This window comes from Ponticoccus litoralis (assembly GCF_039769985.1).
Classification (GTDB): Bacteria; Pseudomonadota; Alphaproteobacteria; order Rhodobacterales; family Rhodobacteraceae; genus Ponticoccus; species Ponticoccus litoralis.
In genome coordinates, this window is the sequence record NZ_JBDNCH010000002.1 from 3,560,303 (window position 1) to 3,576,156 (window position 15,854).

17 protein-coding genes and 1 pseudogene are annotated in these 15,854 nt (G+C 64.3%); 9 read left to right on the forward strand and 9 right to left on the reverse strand.

All coding sequences use genetic code 11. From position 1 onward, the window contains the following. The first annotated feature begins 93 nt into the window (after positions 1-93). Both ABFB10_RS18650 and ABFB10_RS18655 read left to right on the forward strand, forming a co-directional pair. Positions 94-981, forward strand: coding sequence for a MurR/RpiR family transcriptional regulator (locus tag ABFB10_RS18650; protein ID WP_347167640.1), 888 nt, complete (start codon positions 94-96; stop codon positions 979-981). A gap of 19 nt (positions 982-1,000) precedes the next feature. Next, a complete protein-coding gene (locus ABFB10_RS18655) occupies positions 1,001-2,479 on the forward strand; it encodes a M81 family metallopeptidase (RefSeq protein ID WP_347167641.1) in 1,479 nt (492 codons plus the stop codon). Between the two features lie 343 nt (positions 2,480-2,822). Here the strand turns inward: ABFB10_RS18655 and ABFB10_RS18660 are convergent, their stop codons facing one another. Further along, the gene (locus ABFB10_RS18660) at positions 2,823-3,494 is read right to left on the reverse strand and encodes a response regulator transcription factor (protein WP_347167642.1); all 672 of its coding nucleotides are present in this window, start codon (positions 3,492-3,494) and stop codon (positions 2,823-2,825) included. Positions 3,495-4,317: 823 nt separating this feature from the next. On the opposite strand from ABFB10_RS18660, the gene ABFB10_RS18665 reads away from it, so the two are divergent. The 7 genes from ABFB10_RS18665 to ABFB10_RS18695 all read left to right on the forward strand — a co-directional run bounded on the left by ABFB10_RS18665 (position 4,318) and on the right by ABFB10_RS18695 (position 8,216). Next, the gene (locus ABFB10_RS18665; RefSeq protein WP_347167644.1) at positions 4,318-4,950 is read left to right on the forward strand and encodes a hypothetical protein; all 633 of its coding nucleotides are present in this window, start codon (positions 4,318-4,320) and stop codon (positions 4,948-4,950) included. Continuing rightward, positions 4,947-5,231 carry a hypothetical protein gene (locus ABFB10_RS18670; RefSeq protein ID WP_347167645.1) on the forward strand — a complete coding sequence of 95 codons (285 nt, stop codon included), beginning with the start codon at positions 4,947-4,949 and terminating at the stop codon, positions 5,229-5,231. The genes ABFB10_RS18665 and ABFB10_RS18670 overlap by 4 nt, the downstream gene beginning before the upstream one ends. 92 nt (positions 5,232-5,323) lie before the next feature. After that, positions 5,324-5,689: a curli-like amyloid fiber formation chaperone CsgH gene (gene csgH / locus ABFB10_RS18675; RefSeq protein ID WP_347167646.1), complete on the forward strand. Its 366-nt coding sequence runs from the start codon at positions 5,324-5,326 to the stop codon at positions 5,687-5,689. A gap of 22 nt (positions 5,690-5,711) precedes the next feature. Next, positions 5,712-6,266, forward strand: a complete 555-nt coding sequence (locus ABFB10_RS18680; RefSeq protein WP_347167647.1) for a hypothetical protein — start codon at positions 5,712-5,714, stop codon at positions 6,264-6,266. Positions 6,267-6,301: 35 nt separating this feature from the next. Beyond that, complete coding sequence (locus ABFB10_RS18685) at positions 6,302-6,616, forward strand: curli assembly protein CsgF (protein WP_347167648.1); 315 nt, start codon at positions 6,302-6,304, stop codon at positions 6,614-6,616. A gap of 84 nt (positions 6,617-6,700) precedes the next feature. Then, the gene (locus ABFB10_RS18690) at positions 6,701-7,672 is read left to right on the forward strand and encodes a CsgG/HfaB family protein (protein ID WP_347167649.1); all 972 of its coding nucleotides are present in this window, start codon (positions 6,701-6,703) and stop codon (positions 7,670-7,672) included. A gap of 28 nt (positions 7,673-7,700) precedes the next feature. Further along, positions 7,701-8,216, forward strand: coding sequence for an invasion associated locus B family protein (locus tag ABFB10_RS18695; RefSeq protein ID WP_347167650.1), 516 nt, complete (start codon positions 7,701-7,703; stop codon positions 8,214-8,216). A gap of 173 nt (positions 8,217-8,389) precedes the next feature. On the opposite strand, the gene ABFB10_RS18700 is transcribed toward ABFB10_RS18695, so the two are convergent. The 8 genes and pseudogenes from ABFB10_RS18700 to ABFB10_RS24265 form a co-directional block, all read right to left on the reverse strand. After that, the gene (locus ABFB10_RS18700; protein WP_347167651.1) at positions 8,390-9,217 is read right to left on the reverse strand and encodes a class II fructose-bisphosphate aldolase; all 828 of its coding nucleotides are present in this window, start codon (positions 9,215-9,217) and stop codon (positions 8,390-8,392) included. Positions 9,218-9,350: 133 nt separating this feature from the next. After that, positions 9,351-10,208, reverse strand: a pseudogene (locus ABFB10_RS18705) (PfkB family carbohydrate kinase); the annotation flags it as partial. After that, positions 10,205-10,816: a substrate-binding domain-containing protein gene (locus ABFB10_RS18710; RefSeq protein WP_347168062.1), complete on the reverse strand. Its 612-nt coding sequence runs from the start codon at positions 10,814-10,816 to the stop codon at positions 10,205-10,207. The pseudogene ABFB10_RS18705 and the gene ABFB10_RS18710, both read right to left, overlap by 4 nt. A gap of 360 nt (positions 10,817-11,176) precedes the next feature. Further along, positions 11,177-12,169, reverse strand: coding sequence for an alcohol dehydrogenase catalytic domain-containing protein (locus ABFB10_RS18715; RefSeq protein ID WP_347168063.1), 993 nt, complete (start codon positions 12,167-12,169; stop codon positions 11,177-11,179). Positions 12,170-12,286: 117 nt separating this feature from the next. Beyond that, positions 12,287-13,570 (reverse strand): TRAP transporter large permease, encoded by a 1,284-nt coding sequence (locus tag ABFB10_RS18720; RefSeq protein ID WP_347167652.1) that lies wholly within the window; start codon positions 13,568-13,570, stop codon positions 12,287-12,289. Next, entirely contained in the window at positions 13,567-14,049 is a 483-nt protein-coding gene (locus ABFB10_RS18725; protein ID WP_347167653.1) for a TRAP transporter small permease, read from the reverse strand. The genes ABFB10_RS18720 and ABFB10_RS18725 overlap by 4 nt, the downstream gene beginning before the upstream one ends. Before the next feature lie 89 nt (positions 14,050-14,138). Further along, positions 14,139-15,098 carry a DctP family TRAP transporter solute-binding subunit gene (locus ABFB10_RS18730; RefSeq protein WP_347167654.1) on the reverse strand — a complete coding sequence of 320 codons (960 nt, stop codon included), beginning with the start codon at positions 15,096-15,098 and terminating at the stop codon, positions 14,139-14,141. A 49-nt stretch (positions 15,099-15,147) separates the two neighbouring features. Beyond that, positions 15,148-15,828 (reverse strand): hypothetical protein, encoded by a 681-nt coding sequence (locus tag ABFB10_RS24265; RefSeq protein ID WP_430523052.1) that lies wholly within the window; start codon positions 15,826-15,828, stop codon positions 15,148-15,150. Positions 15,829-15,854: the final 26 nt, after the last annotated feature.

Genomic DNA, 15,854 nt, shown 5'->3' on the forward strand with positions numbered 1-15,854 from the left:
TGGCGTCGATCCGCGTCAACCCAACAGTAAAAATTGCCATCTCTGGCCATCAGGCGCAGATAAAGGGACGGATCAGGACAGGGGCTGAAACGAATGTTGCAAAAGGATGCCCTGCGGGACCGGATCGTCGCCCGCTTTGACGAGATGTCGCCGCAACTGCAGCAGGCCGCCCGCTACATCCTCGAGAACACGCAGGAGGTGGCGCTGGTCTCGATGCGGGAACTGTCGCGCAAGGCCGGCGTGCAACCGGCGACCATGACCCGGCTGGCGAAGTTCCTGGACCTGGCGGGCTACGACGACATCCGCACCCATTTCTCCGAGGCGCTGCGGCTGCGGGCCGATGGTTTCGCCGCCCGCGCGCGCGAACGCGAGGGAGAGCACGGACCGGCGGGCAGCGGGCTGGCGCACGACATGCTGCAAAGCCTTTCGGCGCAGATCGCCCGGCTGAGCGAACCCGAGTCGCTGGCCCGGCTGGACGCGGCGGCGGACCTCCTGGGAGGGGCAAGGCGGGTCTATGTGCTGGGCCTGCGCTCCTGCCATTCGGTGGCCTGGCATTTCCATTATGTCATGACCCTGCTGGGCGACCGCACGGTGCATCTGGACGGGCCCGCGGGCACCGGGGCCGATGGGCTGCTGCGCGCCGGGCCCGAGGACGTGCTACTGGTGATCTCGATCAGCCCCTATGCGGTTCAGTCTCTGGACCTGTCGGCGCTGGCGCGCGAGAAGGGCCTGTCGGTGCTGGCGATCACCGACAGCGAGGTCTCGCCCCTGATCCCGATCTCGAACCAGGTCATCCTGTGCTCGACCGAAAGCCGCACCTTCTTCCATACGCTGACCCCGGCGCTGGCGGTGTCAGAGGTCCTGTGCGGGCTGCTCGCCGCGCGGGATCGCGAAGGCTCTCTGAAGGCCCTGCAGGCCGCCGACCAGCATCTTGCGACGCTCGACATCTACGCCAACACGATCCCGCGCCGCCGGATCTGACCAAACCCAAGGACCGCCCATGGCCCAGCCCCGCCGCATCGCCGTTGCCCGTCTCTGGCACGAGGCCAATTCCTTCAACCCGATCCCGACACGGCTGGAGGATTTCCGGCGCCGCGAGTGGATGCGGGGTGAAGAGGCCCTGACCGGTGCACGGGGCACGGCGACAGAACTGGGCGGGCTGGTGCGCTTCCTCGACGACCATCCGCACTGGCAGGTCACGGTCTCGCGCTGCACCTCGGCACCGCCGCTTGGCCCGGTCACCACCGAAGCGCTGTCGGCGATCCGCGACGAGATCCTTGCGGATCTTGCGGGCCAGCATTGGGACGGCGTCTACCTGTCGCTGCATGGGGCCATGGTGGCCGAGGACGACCTGTCGCCGGACTACAGCCTGATCCGCGCCCTGCGCGCGGCGATCGGGCCAGAGCCTCTGCTGGCGGTCAGCCTGGACATGCACGCCTGCCTCGATCCCTCGCTGACCGGGGCGGTCGACATCCTGTCGGGCTACCACACCTATCCCCATGTCGACATGGATGCCGCCGCGCACCGTGCGCTGACCATGATGGAGCGCGCCTTCGAGCAGGGCAGGCGGCCCGCTGTCGCGCTGCGCCAGCTGGACTTCGCCCCGCTGTCGCACGGGATGCGCACCGAGGCCGGGCCGATGGCCGAACTGGTGGCGCTCGGGCAGGAGGCAAGCGGCGCCGAAGGGGTCGCGGACGTGACCTTCTTCGGTGGTTTCACCTATGCCGATACCCCCAACACCCGGGCCGCCGTGGCGGTGACCCATGATCGGGGCCTTGCGCCGGAGCCGCTGCTGGATCGTCTGGCCGCCGCCTATCAGGCGCGGCGCGAGGCCTTCCGCGTTTCGCTGCCCGGCCCCCGCGAGGGCCTGGCCCTTGCCGCCCGGCAGCTGGATCAGGGCGCCCGCTGGCCCGTGACCCTGGTGGATACCGCCGACAACCCGCTGTCGGGCGGGATCGGGGACACCACGGCGCTTTTCCGGGCGATGATGGAGAGCGGCCCGGATCTGCCGATGCTGTTCTGCTTCTTCTACAATCCCGACCTGGTGGCGCGGGCGCATGGGCTGGGCGAGGGGGCGGCGATCGACTGCACCCTCGGCGGGCGCATCGCCCCCGCGTTCGGGGCGCCGGTCCCGTTCCACGGGATGGTCGAGCGCCTGACCGATGGCCGTTTCCGCAACCGGGGGCCTTTCGAATATGGGCGCGAGATCGACATGGGGCGCACCGCCGTGCTGCGCGCGGGCCAGATGCAGGTGGTCGTCAGCGAGACCTGCCAAAGCGCCAACGACCCGGCCTGGTGCGACCTGCACGGGATCGACCTGAGCCGCATCGCGGTCTTCGGCATCAAGGCGAAGAACCACTTCCGCGCGGGGTTCGAGCCGCTCTGCGGTCCGATCCACGACATCGACTGTCCCGGCGTGGCGCCGGCGGATATGTCCTTGTTACCCTACCGCCACGTGCCGCCCGCCTTCTACGCCTGACCGCGAAGGGGGCGAGGCGCAGGGCATCGCCCGGGGATGCCAATACCGGCATCGGGCGGCAAAGGGACGCGCGGCGGGCAACCTCCCGGCGCGGCATGCGGACTTGGCGGGGCCGTGTCAGCCCCGGGCTCTCGGGCGGCGCGGCACGCCTGTTCAGGGCTTCGTGCCGGGTGCGGCCGCCGCCCGCGCAAGGGCAGTGGCGCCACCCGGGCAGACCCGGGCAGCGCGCACCAGGACAAACCTGACAAGTTCGCCGCGCGACTTCGAACGGCGAGGCTTGCTTGCACGAGGGGATCGAGGGCACCCGATCCCGGATGGCTTCACATCCGAACCCTTCTACAACCTAGGCCTGTTGGCGCTGTGTCTCCCTTTCCGTTCGAACGGGAACCGAAGCGGAAAGAACCGGATCGTTGAGCGCCAGGGCGGCCTGCGTTCGGTTCTGCACATTCAACTTGCGAATGATGCACGACACATGCGCCTCGACCGTATTGGTCGAGATTTTCAGGCTGCGGGCAATTTCCTTGTTCGTCTGCCCCTTGGCCACTTCCTGAAGAATTTCGCGCTGTCGCCGCGTCAGCACCTCCTGAGTGATCTCGGTGTTCTCAAGCGTGTTCTTCGACAGAGGGTTGTTCGGAGAGCCAAACGGGACAATCTTGTGACCCTCCATGACCAGGATGATGATGGATTTGATTTCCGCGTGGCCCATCTTGGGATGTACCACCGCGGCGACTTCTTTCGGAAGTTTGGGCAGATTCACGGGAATATCATTGAAACGCGGAAACAATATAAGCCTGGGCGGAGAGTCCGAACGGCTCAGAATAACGTCCATATCGGAAAGAAGGTCATCGATCGCGTCAAAGCTGATTAGAACAACGCTTGCGTGTGTCGGAACCTGCGAAGGACTCTCGCAGGTGGAATAGCGTATGCCCAACTCTGAAACGATTACTCCCAAGGCACTGTTGATTAAAAAATAGTTACCAAGAATTCCTAGTTCACTTACCTCGCTATCCAGCATAAACCCCTCCTCCTGTCCAAAGCACAATGAGGATTGAAATGAATCAATAATAAGCTCCTCCATGAAGAGACAAGGCGCTTCGCGCGCGTCGCATATCAATTGGTTTCTATGTGTGCGTCAGGTAACTTCGGTACTCCGCTTCCGGCCAGTTCGAGAATCCGAGTGCTGCGCGCGGGTGCCGCGCGGACAATGGTGCGTTCGGTTCTTCTCGGCTGGGTCACAGCGCGTCTTAGGGTCCGTTGGTCCTGTATCTGGGATGCCTGCAACACGTATACACTGCCCTTGGCAACAGACGCCTGCCCAACATAAACACGGTCATCGGCAAAAACGGGCGATGCGCTAAGAGCGAATCCTAAAAAAAACACCCCACAGTAAAGTCTTACTTGGTGCATGAGCCTCTTCTTTCGATCAAGGCGGCTGGCAAAAAAGCCAATGAATTATAACTATATATTACTCAACTGGTGACCAAGTTTACTCGGGGTCAAGTGGTTGTCAAGAATGTGTTAACTTTTTCCGCAGATACAGTCATTTGCAGAGCGCTTCCCCGCCTGGACGCCGCGGGCGAATCGGGGAACTAGTCAATTTCCATCAGATCATCGCACCCGGCCTCGCGGGAATCCCCTAGTCCCTGGGGCCCACACCCGGGAATCGGTGGTGGCAATCCAGTGATCCGGTGAGCCGAGGCGCCCGTCCAAGTAGGTGATCCCGGGAATATCGGATCCACCATCAGCTGAATAAATTTGGAACAGGTCGTCTTGGGCAGCACATGTGCCCCCCGAGGCCCTGCAATCGTTCGGATCAAGTATTTAACAGGATTATCACCATGAAAAAGCTACTTATGATGTCTTCGGCCCTGCTGCTGTCTTCGGGCGTGGCCTTCGCTCAAACTCAGACAGGGACCGGAGCCGACCCGACCCAATCGTCGGCCACCTCCGGCACTGCCGCCGTTGCTGATCAGGACACTTCTTCGTTCGGCAACTATGCCGAAGCACTCGACACGGTACCGGTGGCGGCCTTGACGAAACCGCTGACGCCTATGTCGGATCCGGTGCCGATGCAGCGCAGGCGGTACGTGAACGCATACGGCCTTTCCGCAGGCAGCGGCAGCTTCACCGCCGCAGTGGGTGTCACCAGCCAGGCCGCGAATGCCAACGTGCAGTTCCAGGTCGGCAACAACAACCAGGCCGTCAACGTCCAGGTCGGCTCGGGTCAGGAATCGGCGACCGTGCAGCAGGGCAACGACAACAACGCCCTGATCAGCCAGACAACCGCGTCCAACGAAGCTGCCATCATGCAGCTGGGTGACATGAACGACACGGCGATTGTCCAGCAGGGCGTCGACAACGGTGCTGCCTCTGCAACCAGCGGCAACGAAAACACCTCGCTGATCCTGCAGTCCGGCAACGACAACATTGCCGCCAACGGTCAGTTCGGTGATCGCAACACGGTACCGTGACCGTTCAGAGCAACGGCGACAACACCGCGGCGAACCTGCAGATCGGGGACGACAACAACTCGTTCATCTCCCAGGGTGGCGGCACCAGCGGCACGCTTGCGGCGATCGACGGAACGACGCGCAGCTATGGGCTTCCGGCAGGCGTCAGCCTGATCACGTCCCCCGGCTCTGGCCCCGGCAGCTTCAACTCTGCCGCATCGGTCCAGTACGGCAGCAACAACACCTCGGCCATCGTCCAGCTGGGCAGCAGCAACGAAGCTGTGAACTACCAGCAGAACTGAGGCCAAGACACCGCGCCAGGACGGAGCGGAATGACAGTGTTCGGGGGCATCATCGCGATGCCCTCGGATTATTTCAGGTGAAGGGGCGTAACATGTTGCTTCTCATTGTATTTCTTCAATTACCCATGCTGACGTCAACGCAGCTTGAAGGCGTGCCGTCGAAAAACTGCATAATCAGAATGTCGGAAGACGGGAACTTCGTGACGCTTCAGGGCGTCGTCGATGCCGCGCAATGGCCGAGCGGCACCTACAGCATGGCGGTCGAGGCGCGCCAAGCGGGAAGCCGCTCTTTGTCGCGTCAGGGCGGAAAATTCGATGGTGCCAGGCAAAGTATGGACGGTATGCTTGTCGTATCGTCAACGACGGTTTATTTATCGAAAGGAAGCCGTTTGGCCGTCAGCCTCAAGATCGAGGGCGCCGAACGGCAAACCACCTGCTCGCTCGCCTATGAACGTTAACGTCTCACGGAAGGGCTTCGACATGAAAGTCAGCAGACCGCCAATCGTGGCCGCCATGCTTCTTGGCATCGCAAGCACTGCGTCCGCGCAAGAATTCGGCTTCCAGATCGACAATGGTCTGACCTTGGAAGAGGTTGTCGCCAGCCGGCAGAGCAAAGCCGTTCTTGAAACCGGATCGGGGGGCAATTCCGGCTCTGCGGCATCCGGCGCGCGCACATTGATCGCGCAAAGGGGTGAAAACAACAGCGCCTCCACGGCGATCACGAACAGCCAGAATGCAGGCGCATTCATTCTTCAGGCGGGCACCGAAAATTACGCGGTCGCCGCTGTTCAGGATTCGCCCGGAAGCGTGATTGCCCAGCTTCAGATTGGAAGCAACAATACCTCGACTGCCGCTATCGTCGGCGGATCCAATAACGGTATTGCAGTGGCGCAGATTGGCAACAGTCTTCACAATTCCATAGCGCTCGTCAACTCCGAAGGCACACGGGTTGTATACGGACAGGCCGGTGAGGGCTACAGTGGCGGTGTGGTTATCAAAAACGCCCCTGAGGGTACCGTAGTGCGTCTTAATTAATCAGGAGCGTCACTGAGGCTGAAAGGGGAACGGGTATGATTAAAATCAACATGTTACTCCGCATTGGCTCTGCGGTATTGATCCTGAGTCCAGGGGCGGCAATGGCAGGCGATCTTGTCTACAAGCCCTTGAACCCCGGATTCGGCGGAAATCCCGACGTATTTGGTTATCTTATTGGTACCGCACAGATTCAGAACCAGTTCGCCGAGCAGGGCGGAGGGGGCGGCGGAAACGCACCGCCCGAAATCAATTTTCCTCCCATCGTTATAGATCTTGGCGGCGTTGGCGGGACACCAACACCACCCGCACCGGTACGCCGCATCCAATGCAGGCAGGTTCTCAATAGATAACTCGAGCTCCACAAACTAAAGCAGACCGTCGATAACGGCGGGCCAAGAGGTTAGGGCAGAAGCAGTATGGGACATGGAATTTTGATGCGGTCAAAAGCGGTGGCCCTGGTCCCGCTCCTGGCGATTTCATTGAGTGGCTGCGATGGGATAGGCCTTCAGGGAATCGGCACACGTTTCGATGAAAACGCTGTTCCGCCGCTTTCGACACCCGCGACGAACACTGGTCTTGCACTGCAGCAATTGCCGCCTCCACGCAAGAAAATCGATGTCGCCGTCTACAAGTACGACGACAAAACCGGCCAGAACGAAGAGTCGGATTTTCTGACGCGTTTTTCCCGCGCCGTTTCTCAGGGCATGTCGGATGTCTTGATCGATGTGCTGACCGAAGTCGGCGACGGTCAATGGTTCAACGTGGTCGAAAGGGCAAATGTTCAGGACTTGCTGACAGAGCGGCAGTTGATCGACCAAACGAACCAGAACTATCGCGGACTGCAGCGCTCGGCCCTGCAACCGTTGCGGTTCGCGGGTTTGATGGTTTCCGGCGGTGTCATCGACTACGATACGAATGTTCTGACGGGCGGCTTCGGGGCCCGGATCCTGGGGATCGGCAGCAACGCGGAATACCGGCGTGATCGCATCTCGGTCATCCTGCGCGCGGTCAGTGTTCAGACCGGCGAAGTCCTTGCCTCGGTACAGACAGAAAAGACGATTTACTCCGTTTCGGATCAGGTCTCGGCCTTCCGGTTTGTCGCCGTAGACGAGCTTCTGGAGCTGGATGCCGGCTATTCGGTCAACGAGCCGACGGGCATTGCCGTCCGGCAAGCGGTCGAGCTGGCGGTCTACGATCTGCTTCTGGAAGGCGCGGAAGAGGGCATTTGGGGGTTCCAGGACCCGGCGGTCCAGCGAAACCTGATCGCCCGTCAGAAGCAGCGGCTGGCCTTGGTGAACGCGTCTGGAAAGAACGTTCCGATCAGGGGGACCGTCACACGCGCGTCGATGGAAAACGCTCCGGCCCTTTCCACGCGTCAGCTGGCCGAAAACGATGTGCCGCACTAAGCGTCCGGCCCTCGCCTCGGCGGCTCTCTTGGCCGTTCTGGCGGCGTCTCAGGCATCGGCACAGGAACGGGCGGAATTCGACCGGAACAGCCGCAAGGATATCGGCGACTGGGTGGTCGAATGCGTGCAGCCCGGCGAGCCCGAGCCCGGGGCCTGCCAGCTTTACCAAAGGGTGCTGACGCAGGATCCCAACGTGGCGGCTATGGTTGTCGCCCTGGCATGGACACCGGCGGAGGGCGCTTTGCGCCTGCAGCTTTCGCTTCCCCTCGGAACGGATCTGACCCGCAAACCGGTTCTGAGCATCGATGGAGAGGCAGCAGAGGCGTTCTCCTGGTCCCGGTGCCTTGCCCGGGGCTGTCTGGTCGAAGCGCCGCTTTCACAAGAGCTGATCGCGCGCCTGGCACAGGGCAGCGCGGCCTCGATCACCATTGCCCAGCCGAACAGCAACGGATTTCAGATACCGATTTCCCTCGCCGGCTTTCGCAGCGGCATAGGGCAGATCACGCCGCCGTCCACGCTGCCCGAGCAAAGCGCGCCCGACTGAAACCGGGGCCAATGGCGACGGTCCATGCCCCGATGCCGGGGGCATGCGGAGGTCGGATTTTCCGGGCAGGATGAATGACCGGCGTCCGCTGAACAGGGCAGGGCTCGCAGGCGCCGGGATCGAGGGCGCGCTGCGCCAGCTGGCGGGCGGCGCGCCTGCGACGGAGCCGCGCCTCAGGCCCAGAGCTGTCTCAGCGAGTCTTCTGCCACCTTTGTCACGGGCTCGATGATGCTGCCAAGGATCGCGTTGCGATCAAAGACCGTCGGGTCGCTTTGCAAGGTCGCACGCAGCGCCCCTCCGAAGGCCTGTCGCAACTCGGTGCCGATGTTGATTTTCATCACGCGCGTGTCCAGCGCCAGCTGTCGCCGCTGCGCGCGGGGGATGCCGCTGCCGCCGTGCAGCACGAGGGGCGTGGGCACCTCGGCCTGCACGGCACGGATCGCGGCAAGATCCACCGGCACGCTGTCGGATGTGCTCAGGTGGGTGTTTCCCGCCGAGATCGCCGGGGCATCCACCGGCACCGCCGCGATGAAGCGGCGGGCCTCGTCGGGGTCCGTGCCGACCGAGGGGGCGGCCCCCACATAGCCGACGACGCCAAGCTCTGCCTCGACGCTCACCCCGGCGCGGCGGGCCGCTTCAAGCACCCGACCCGTGTTTTCGATGTTCTCTGCCAACGGCAGCGCCGACCCGTCATACATGACCGAGGAAAAGCCGACCTCGATTGCGGCAAGGCACTCTTCCGGGGTCTTGCCGTGATCCAGATGGGCCACCACGGGCACCGCTGCCGCTTCGGCGAGGACGCGGAACATCTCTGCCAGGACCGACAGCGGCGTATGGGCCCGGCACCCGGGTCCGGCCTGCAACACCGCCGGGCAGCCGAGGCGTTCGGCGGCGGCCACGTAGGCCCGGGCATCTTCCCATCCCAACACCACGAGGCCCGCAAGCGCGCCCCGCTGCGCCGGGATGGCGTCCATCGCCTCTTTCAGGGTCACCAGTGCCATGCGTCAGGCCTCGATCACGGTGGGGATCGTCATGCGGTTGGCCTGCATGAAGGCGGTAACGTCCTCGGCGCGCGGCATGGCCTCGGAGCAGCCCGGTCGGGACACCACCAGCGCGGCCGCGGTACGACCCCCGGCGCACGGCCTCGTCCATCCCGCTGCCCGCGAAGCGTGTCACGAGAAACGATGCGAGGAAGGCATCGCCCGCTCCCACGGGTTTCAGCGCCCTGACCGGGAAGATGCCGCTGGCTTGTTCCTGACCCGCGTGGAAGGTGATCGCGCCGTCCTGCCCCATCTTGTAGATGCAGGCCCCGGGCCCTTCGCGGCAAAGCGTGCGGGCGTGATCGGCGGTCGGGGAGGATGCCCCGCGCAGCACGGCAAACTCCAGATCGTTCCCCACCACGATGCTGCTGTGCTGTGCTGCGGCGGTGTAAATCTCGCTGGCCTCTTCGGCGCTGGCCCGGGAATAGGGCCGGTAATCGAGGTCAAGCACCACCGGCACTTCTGCCTCCTGCGCAAGCGCGATGGCACGCAGGGTGACCATGCGCGACGGCTCGCGCGCAAGCGCGGTGCCGGTCACAACCAGCGCGGCAAGGCCGGTCAGGTCCATCCGGTCCGGCAGATCCGCCCCAAGGTCGAAATCTGCCGCCCCGTTGCGATAAATCACTGTCTCATGCTGGTCCATCAGGGTCTCGGACAGCGCAAGCGAGGTGCGCGTCTCGGGGCCGGACCGGCTGATCAGCCGCTGGCCGATCCCGAAGGCGTCCAGCCGGGCGGCACAGAACCGCCCCACCGGATCGTCCGAGAGCGCCGTCATCAGGTCAACCTGAGCGCCAAGCCGCGCGAGACCCGCGGCGATATTGGCCGCCGATCCGCCAAGCATGGCAGAGAACTGCGCGGCCTCGGCGATCTTGGTGCCTGCCGGTTCGGGATAGAGATCCATCCCCGCCCGACCCACGACGATGAAGCGCAGCCTGCTTTCCGGACTGGTCATTCGGGAACCCTTTCTGTTGTCGTGGTGCGCGCAATGAACTCGACCGGAACCGTCACCCGGATCGACTTCTCGGGCTTTTCCACCAGTTCGTTGATGCCGCGTACCGCGGCGGCGATCACCGCCGCCATGTCTTGCGCGACGGTGCTCAGCCGGTAGGGGCGATAGCCTGCGGTCTCGATGTTGTCGTAACCGACCAGCTGGTAGTTCGAGGGAGCCGTGAGGCCGAACTCTTCCTCGGCTGTATCCTTGAAGCCCATCGCCATCAGGTCGTTGCCGCAGAACACCCCGTCGGGGCGCGTGCGGGCGGTGCAGAACTCGCGCGCGGCGCGACGGCCCGCGTCATAGGTGTGGTCGCCGTCATAGGCGGCCATCGCCACCACGCCCGCTTGTTCGAGACCGGCAAGAAAGCCGCGCAGCCGCTCGGCGCTGGCATCCGGATCGTTTCCACCCGGCCCGAGACGAAGCCGATCTTTCGCGCCCCCCGCGCGACCAGTTCGGCGGCGGCCATGCGCCCGCCGCTGAAATGGTCGCTGGTGACGTAATTGGCGGCAAGCCCCTTTATCCCACCCCTGTTGAGGATCAGCGTCGGCGTCCCCCGCTGCGAACACAGGGTCAGCATGCTCGAGGTCGGCACGAAACCTGTCATCACCACGGCCGAGGGCAGGTGGCTGAGGATCGCTTCGATCCGGGCGCTTGCACTGCGTGCATTGGGCACCTGAAACACCAGCGGCAGCGTGCCGCCGCGTTCCAGTTCGCGGATCAGGCGGCTCATGATGCCGGCCCGCACCGGGTTGGTCACATCGCGCACGATCACCGCGATGACATGCGGATAGTCTCGCATCATCAGGCGGGCGGCGGTGGTCGGACGATAGCCCAGTTCGTGGGCCAGTTTCAGAATTCGGCGGCGCACGTCGGGCGAGATCCGCGACATCGGGTCGAAGGCGCGCGACACGGTAGAGCGCGACACATCAAGCCGGGTGGCGATCTCCGGGGCGGTCACCTTTTGCGTCACGCCGCGCCCCAGGGCCGGCCCCACCCGTCAGCAGCACCTTGATATGCTGTTCGGTCCGGAAGGATGCCCGAAAGGCCTCCAGCACGTCGGCGAGGGGAAACCGCGCGGTGAGGATCGGCCCCGGGTCGATCATGCCGTCCACCAGCATCCGCGCCGAGCGTTCGAACACGCCGTTCTGCCGGAAGGTCGAGATCAGGTCGATCTCCCGCGCGGTCATCTGGTTGAAGGGCACCTCGCAGCTTTGCGAGGGGATCATGCCGACAAGCACCGCCCGCCCGCCGCGCCGCGTCATCCGCACCATGTCGAGGAAGGCCGCGGGATGGCCCGAAGCCTCGAAGGCGATGTCGAAGGCGCCTCCGCGGGCGTCGATCACCGGCACCAGGTCGCCCGCGACCGGGTCCATCACATCGGTCGCCCCCATCCTCAACGCGGTCTCGCGGCGAAAGGCGCTGGGGTCCGATACGCAGACCCGCGCCGCGCCTGCCGCGCGCACGACGGCTGCGATGAGCGCGCCGATGGTGCCCGCCCCGGCGATCACCACGTCGCGCCCCAGCACCGGGCCGGCGCGCTCGACCGCATGGACGGCCACCGAAAGCGGCTCTGTCACGCACAGCAGGTCGTGCGGCGTGTCCCCCGGCACCGGCACGCAGCGTCGCGCTTCGACCACGAAGCTCTCTCGATACCCGCCGTCGAGGTGCGGGTCATGACTGGCGGAGCCCATGAAGCGCACCTTGTGACACAGGTTGGCGCGACCGCTGCGGCAGGCGGGGCACTGGCCACAGGTCAGGGCCGGATCGATCACCACGCGGTCGCCCGGGGCAAGACCCTGTACCTCTGCGCCGCATTCGCTGATGTCGCCGCTCATCTCGTGACCAAGGGCGAAGGGACTCTTCAGGACAAAGTTCCCCATCCGGGCGTTGTGGTAGTAGTGCTGGTCGGAGCCGCAGATCCCGAGCCGCGCCGAGGGTCACGCGTACATCGCGCGGGCCAAGCGGTTCGGCGGGGACGGGTTCGAGACGAAGATCCTTCGGTCCGTGCAGAACGGCGCCGAGCAGGGCGGAGTCGGTCACTGGGAGCCTCCATTCAGGAAGTCGGGCAGGGCGGTGCTCAGCCCCGGGATGAAGAGAAGGGCCAACAGGGTCAGCAGGAGCGGCGCCGCAAAGAGCAGCAGGCTCCGGCTGACGAAGCCCGGCGTCACGTCTGCCACCTTGGCAAGGACAAAGATGACCATTCCGACCGGCGGGGTGAGCAGGCCCAGCATCAGGTTGAACATGAAGAAGATGCCGAAATGGATCGGGTCGATCCCCAGCGCGGTTGCGGTCGGCAGGAGGATTGGCACAAGGATCGTGATCGCGGCGATCATGTCGAGAAAACAGCCGACCACCAGCGTGACGACGGCCACGATCAGCAGGAAGAGCCAGGCGTTCTCGGTGACGCCCGTCACCATGTCCTGTACCAGCCGCGCGACGTTGTTGGCGGTCAGCAGCCACGAAAAGATCGCCGATCCGGCCACGATGATCAGGATCGAACAGCTGGTCGTGGCGGTTTCCCGGCTGAGCCGGGTGAAGTCCCGCAGGCTCAGGGAGCGGAACACGATCGCGCTGAGCAGCAGCGCATAGGCCGAGGCGGCCACCGCGGCCTCTGTGGGTGTGAAAACGCCTGTCATGATGCCGCCGATGATCAGAACCGGCGTAAAGAGCGGGAAGATCGCACGGCGCCCACGCTGCAGCACGGTCGGCAGGCTGAAGGCGAGGCTGGGCTTGTAACCGCGGCGCCAGGAGATGACGAAGATCATCAGGCTCATCAGGCCCGCCAGCAGGACACCGGGCAGGATGCCCGCCAGAAACAGGCTGCCGATGGATTCAGAGGCAACGACGCCATAGATGATAAGCGGCAGCGAGGGCGGGATCAGCGGCCCGATGATCGCGCTGGCGCCGGTGATGCCGATCGAGAAGTCATCGTCATAGCCTGCCTCGCGCATCGCCTTCACCTCGATCGCGCCCAGCCCGCCCACATCGGCCACCGCAGAGCCGGACATGCCGGAGAACAGCACGCTGGCAGCCACGTTCACATGGCCCAGCCCGCCCTTCATCCAGCCGACCATGGCATTGGCAAAGCCGAAGATGCGCTCTGTCACCCCGCCCACGTTCATCACCGCGCCGGCAAAGACGAAGAAGGGGATGGCCAGCAGGGTGAAGCTGTCGACCCCGTTGATCATGCGGAACAGCACCTGCGGTGTGCCCAGGCCCTCGGTCAGCAATAGGTAGGCCATAGAGGCGCCGACAAGGGCGAGGCCCACAGGGACCCGAAGCACCAGCAGGACGGCAAGGGCGACGAAAAGGACGGTCACGCGCGAACCTCCGTTGATACAGCGCGCAGGCGGTCGGCCAGGCGCAACAGCGTCGCGGCAAGATTCAGCAGGAGACCGGTGAACACGACGTAGTAGATCACCGACTTGGGCAGCGGGATGGCACTCATCTGCTGGCCCGAAAGCTGCGCAAGCGCCCAGGCCTGCCAGGCGAGGGTGCCGACGATGGCCAGCTGGATCAGCTCTGCGATGCCTTCCAGCCAGGGCCGGGCGGTGACGGGAAGCATCTCGACGAACAGGTCGATGGCAATGTGTTCGCCCCGGCGCGTCACCACCGGCAGGCCGAGGAAGGCCACGGAGATCAGGAGATAGCGGGCCAGTTCCTCGGTCCAGCCAAGGGGCATGTCGAGGAAATAGCGAAAGAAGAACTGGGCGAAGACGGCAAGGCCGAGCGCCCAGAAGGCGACAAGCAGGCAGCTTTCCTCGATCAGGCCGGTGAGCTTGCGCAGGGTGCCAAGCATGGTGTCCTCCTTCGGATGGTGCCGGGCGGCGAGAAGGTTCTCCGCCCGGCGATGATTTCAGAGCGGGCAGGCGCCCGCGACAGGCGCGGTCAGTCCGCCAGTGCGGTCACGCGGTCCACCAGCTCTTCGCCCCATTCCGCCTTGACGGCAGGGATCACGAGCTCTGCAAACGGTGCGCGGTCGACATCGACGATCTCGACATCGTCACCGGCACGGAACTTGTCGAAAAGTTCCTCTTCGCGCGCCACGATCCTGTCGCTGAACAGGGCCGAGGCTTCGCGGGTGATTTCGGTGAACAGCGCCTTTTCCTCGTCGGACAGCCCGGACCAGAGCGGGCCGCCGAAGACCGAGACCACCGAAGAGGTGATGTGGCTGGTCCGCGCGACGTAGTTCTGAACCTCGTAGAACTTGTTCGACTCGATGATGGTGATCGGATTTTCCTGCCCCTCGACGACACCCTGCTGAAGCGCGAGATAGACCTCGGCAAAGGAAATCGGCGTCGGGTTGGCCCCGACCGCGGTCGGGAAGATCTTCCACAGCGGCGCGTTGGCCACGCGGATCTTCATGCCCTGCATGTCTTCGGGCGTCTCGATCCTGTCCCGAGAGCTGGTCTGGCGCGACCCGAAGTACAGGATCGACGTCACCTTGTTCCCGGTCTTGTCGAAATAGCCCTCGCTGACCTCTGCGAAGACATCGCTCTCCTGGTAGGACTTCCAGTGGGCGTAGTCCTTCCAGATGAAGGGGGCTTCCGAGATCGCCATCGGCTTGTGAAACTGGCCAAGGAAGGTCGGCCCGGTATAGGCCATCTGGATCGAGCCGATCTGAAGCCCCTCGGTAATCGTCTCTTCGTTTCCGAGCTGCGAGCCGGGAAACACGTCGACGACAAAGGCGCCGTCGGTACGCGTCTCGATCTCGTCGGCGATCCATTCGGCGGCTTCGTTGTAGAGGGTGTTTGCCTCGTAGACATGGGCAAACTTCAAGGTCTGCTGGGCCAGGGCGGGGCTTGCCAGCACGGCGATGGCAGCTGTGATCGTTGCAAGTGTCTTCATGGTCTCCTCCGGTGCAAAATGTGCATGATCGGTGGGTATAGGCCCGCCTTCATGATGTGGATGGGGCATCTGTGCAAAATTTGCACAGATCGGGGCGCGGGTTGATGTGATCCCTCGCCAAGGCTTTCCGGAGGCCGGCGCCATCAAGCGCAGTCGTTCCAGGGTCGGGTTTCAGGACCATTCGATGACGGTTGCCGCGAGTGCGATGGCCCGAAGAAGGTCTTCCGGCATCGAGCCCAACGGGCCGCGACGCGCCTGTATCGGCCCGGCGTATTCTGCTCAGGGCAAGCCGCCCATCCGAATGCCTCGGCATGGGGGCGCTTGGCAAGAACCGGATGAGGGCGGCGGCCAGTTTTCGCGCGCGGACAAGCCCCGCGAGATCGCCGCGCATGAGCGTGATCCCGGTGCTTTCCACGGCCACGCCGGCCCCGGTGCTCATGGGGATTCCGACATCGGCAGCCGCCGGCGCAGGGGCGTCGTTCACGCCGACCCCGACCATCGCGACCAGCGAGCAGAGAGACGCGGCACCGACCCCAAGCGAAATCAGCGTCCGCATGTCTGGCGAGAGGATGCGGATTGGCTCGATCCCGCGGTGGAAGAAGGGCAGGGCTGCCCAGGGGACGATGGGCGTCGCCAGCGGGCACTCACGATGGACGGCCACTCGGTGCCCGATCCAGCCGCGCACCGGCAAGGCCACCAGTTTGCCCATCGCCAGGATGACCAGCGGCACGGTCGCCGCCCGGTGGGAGGGCCGAA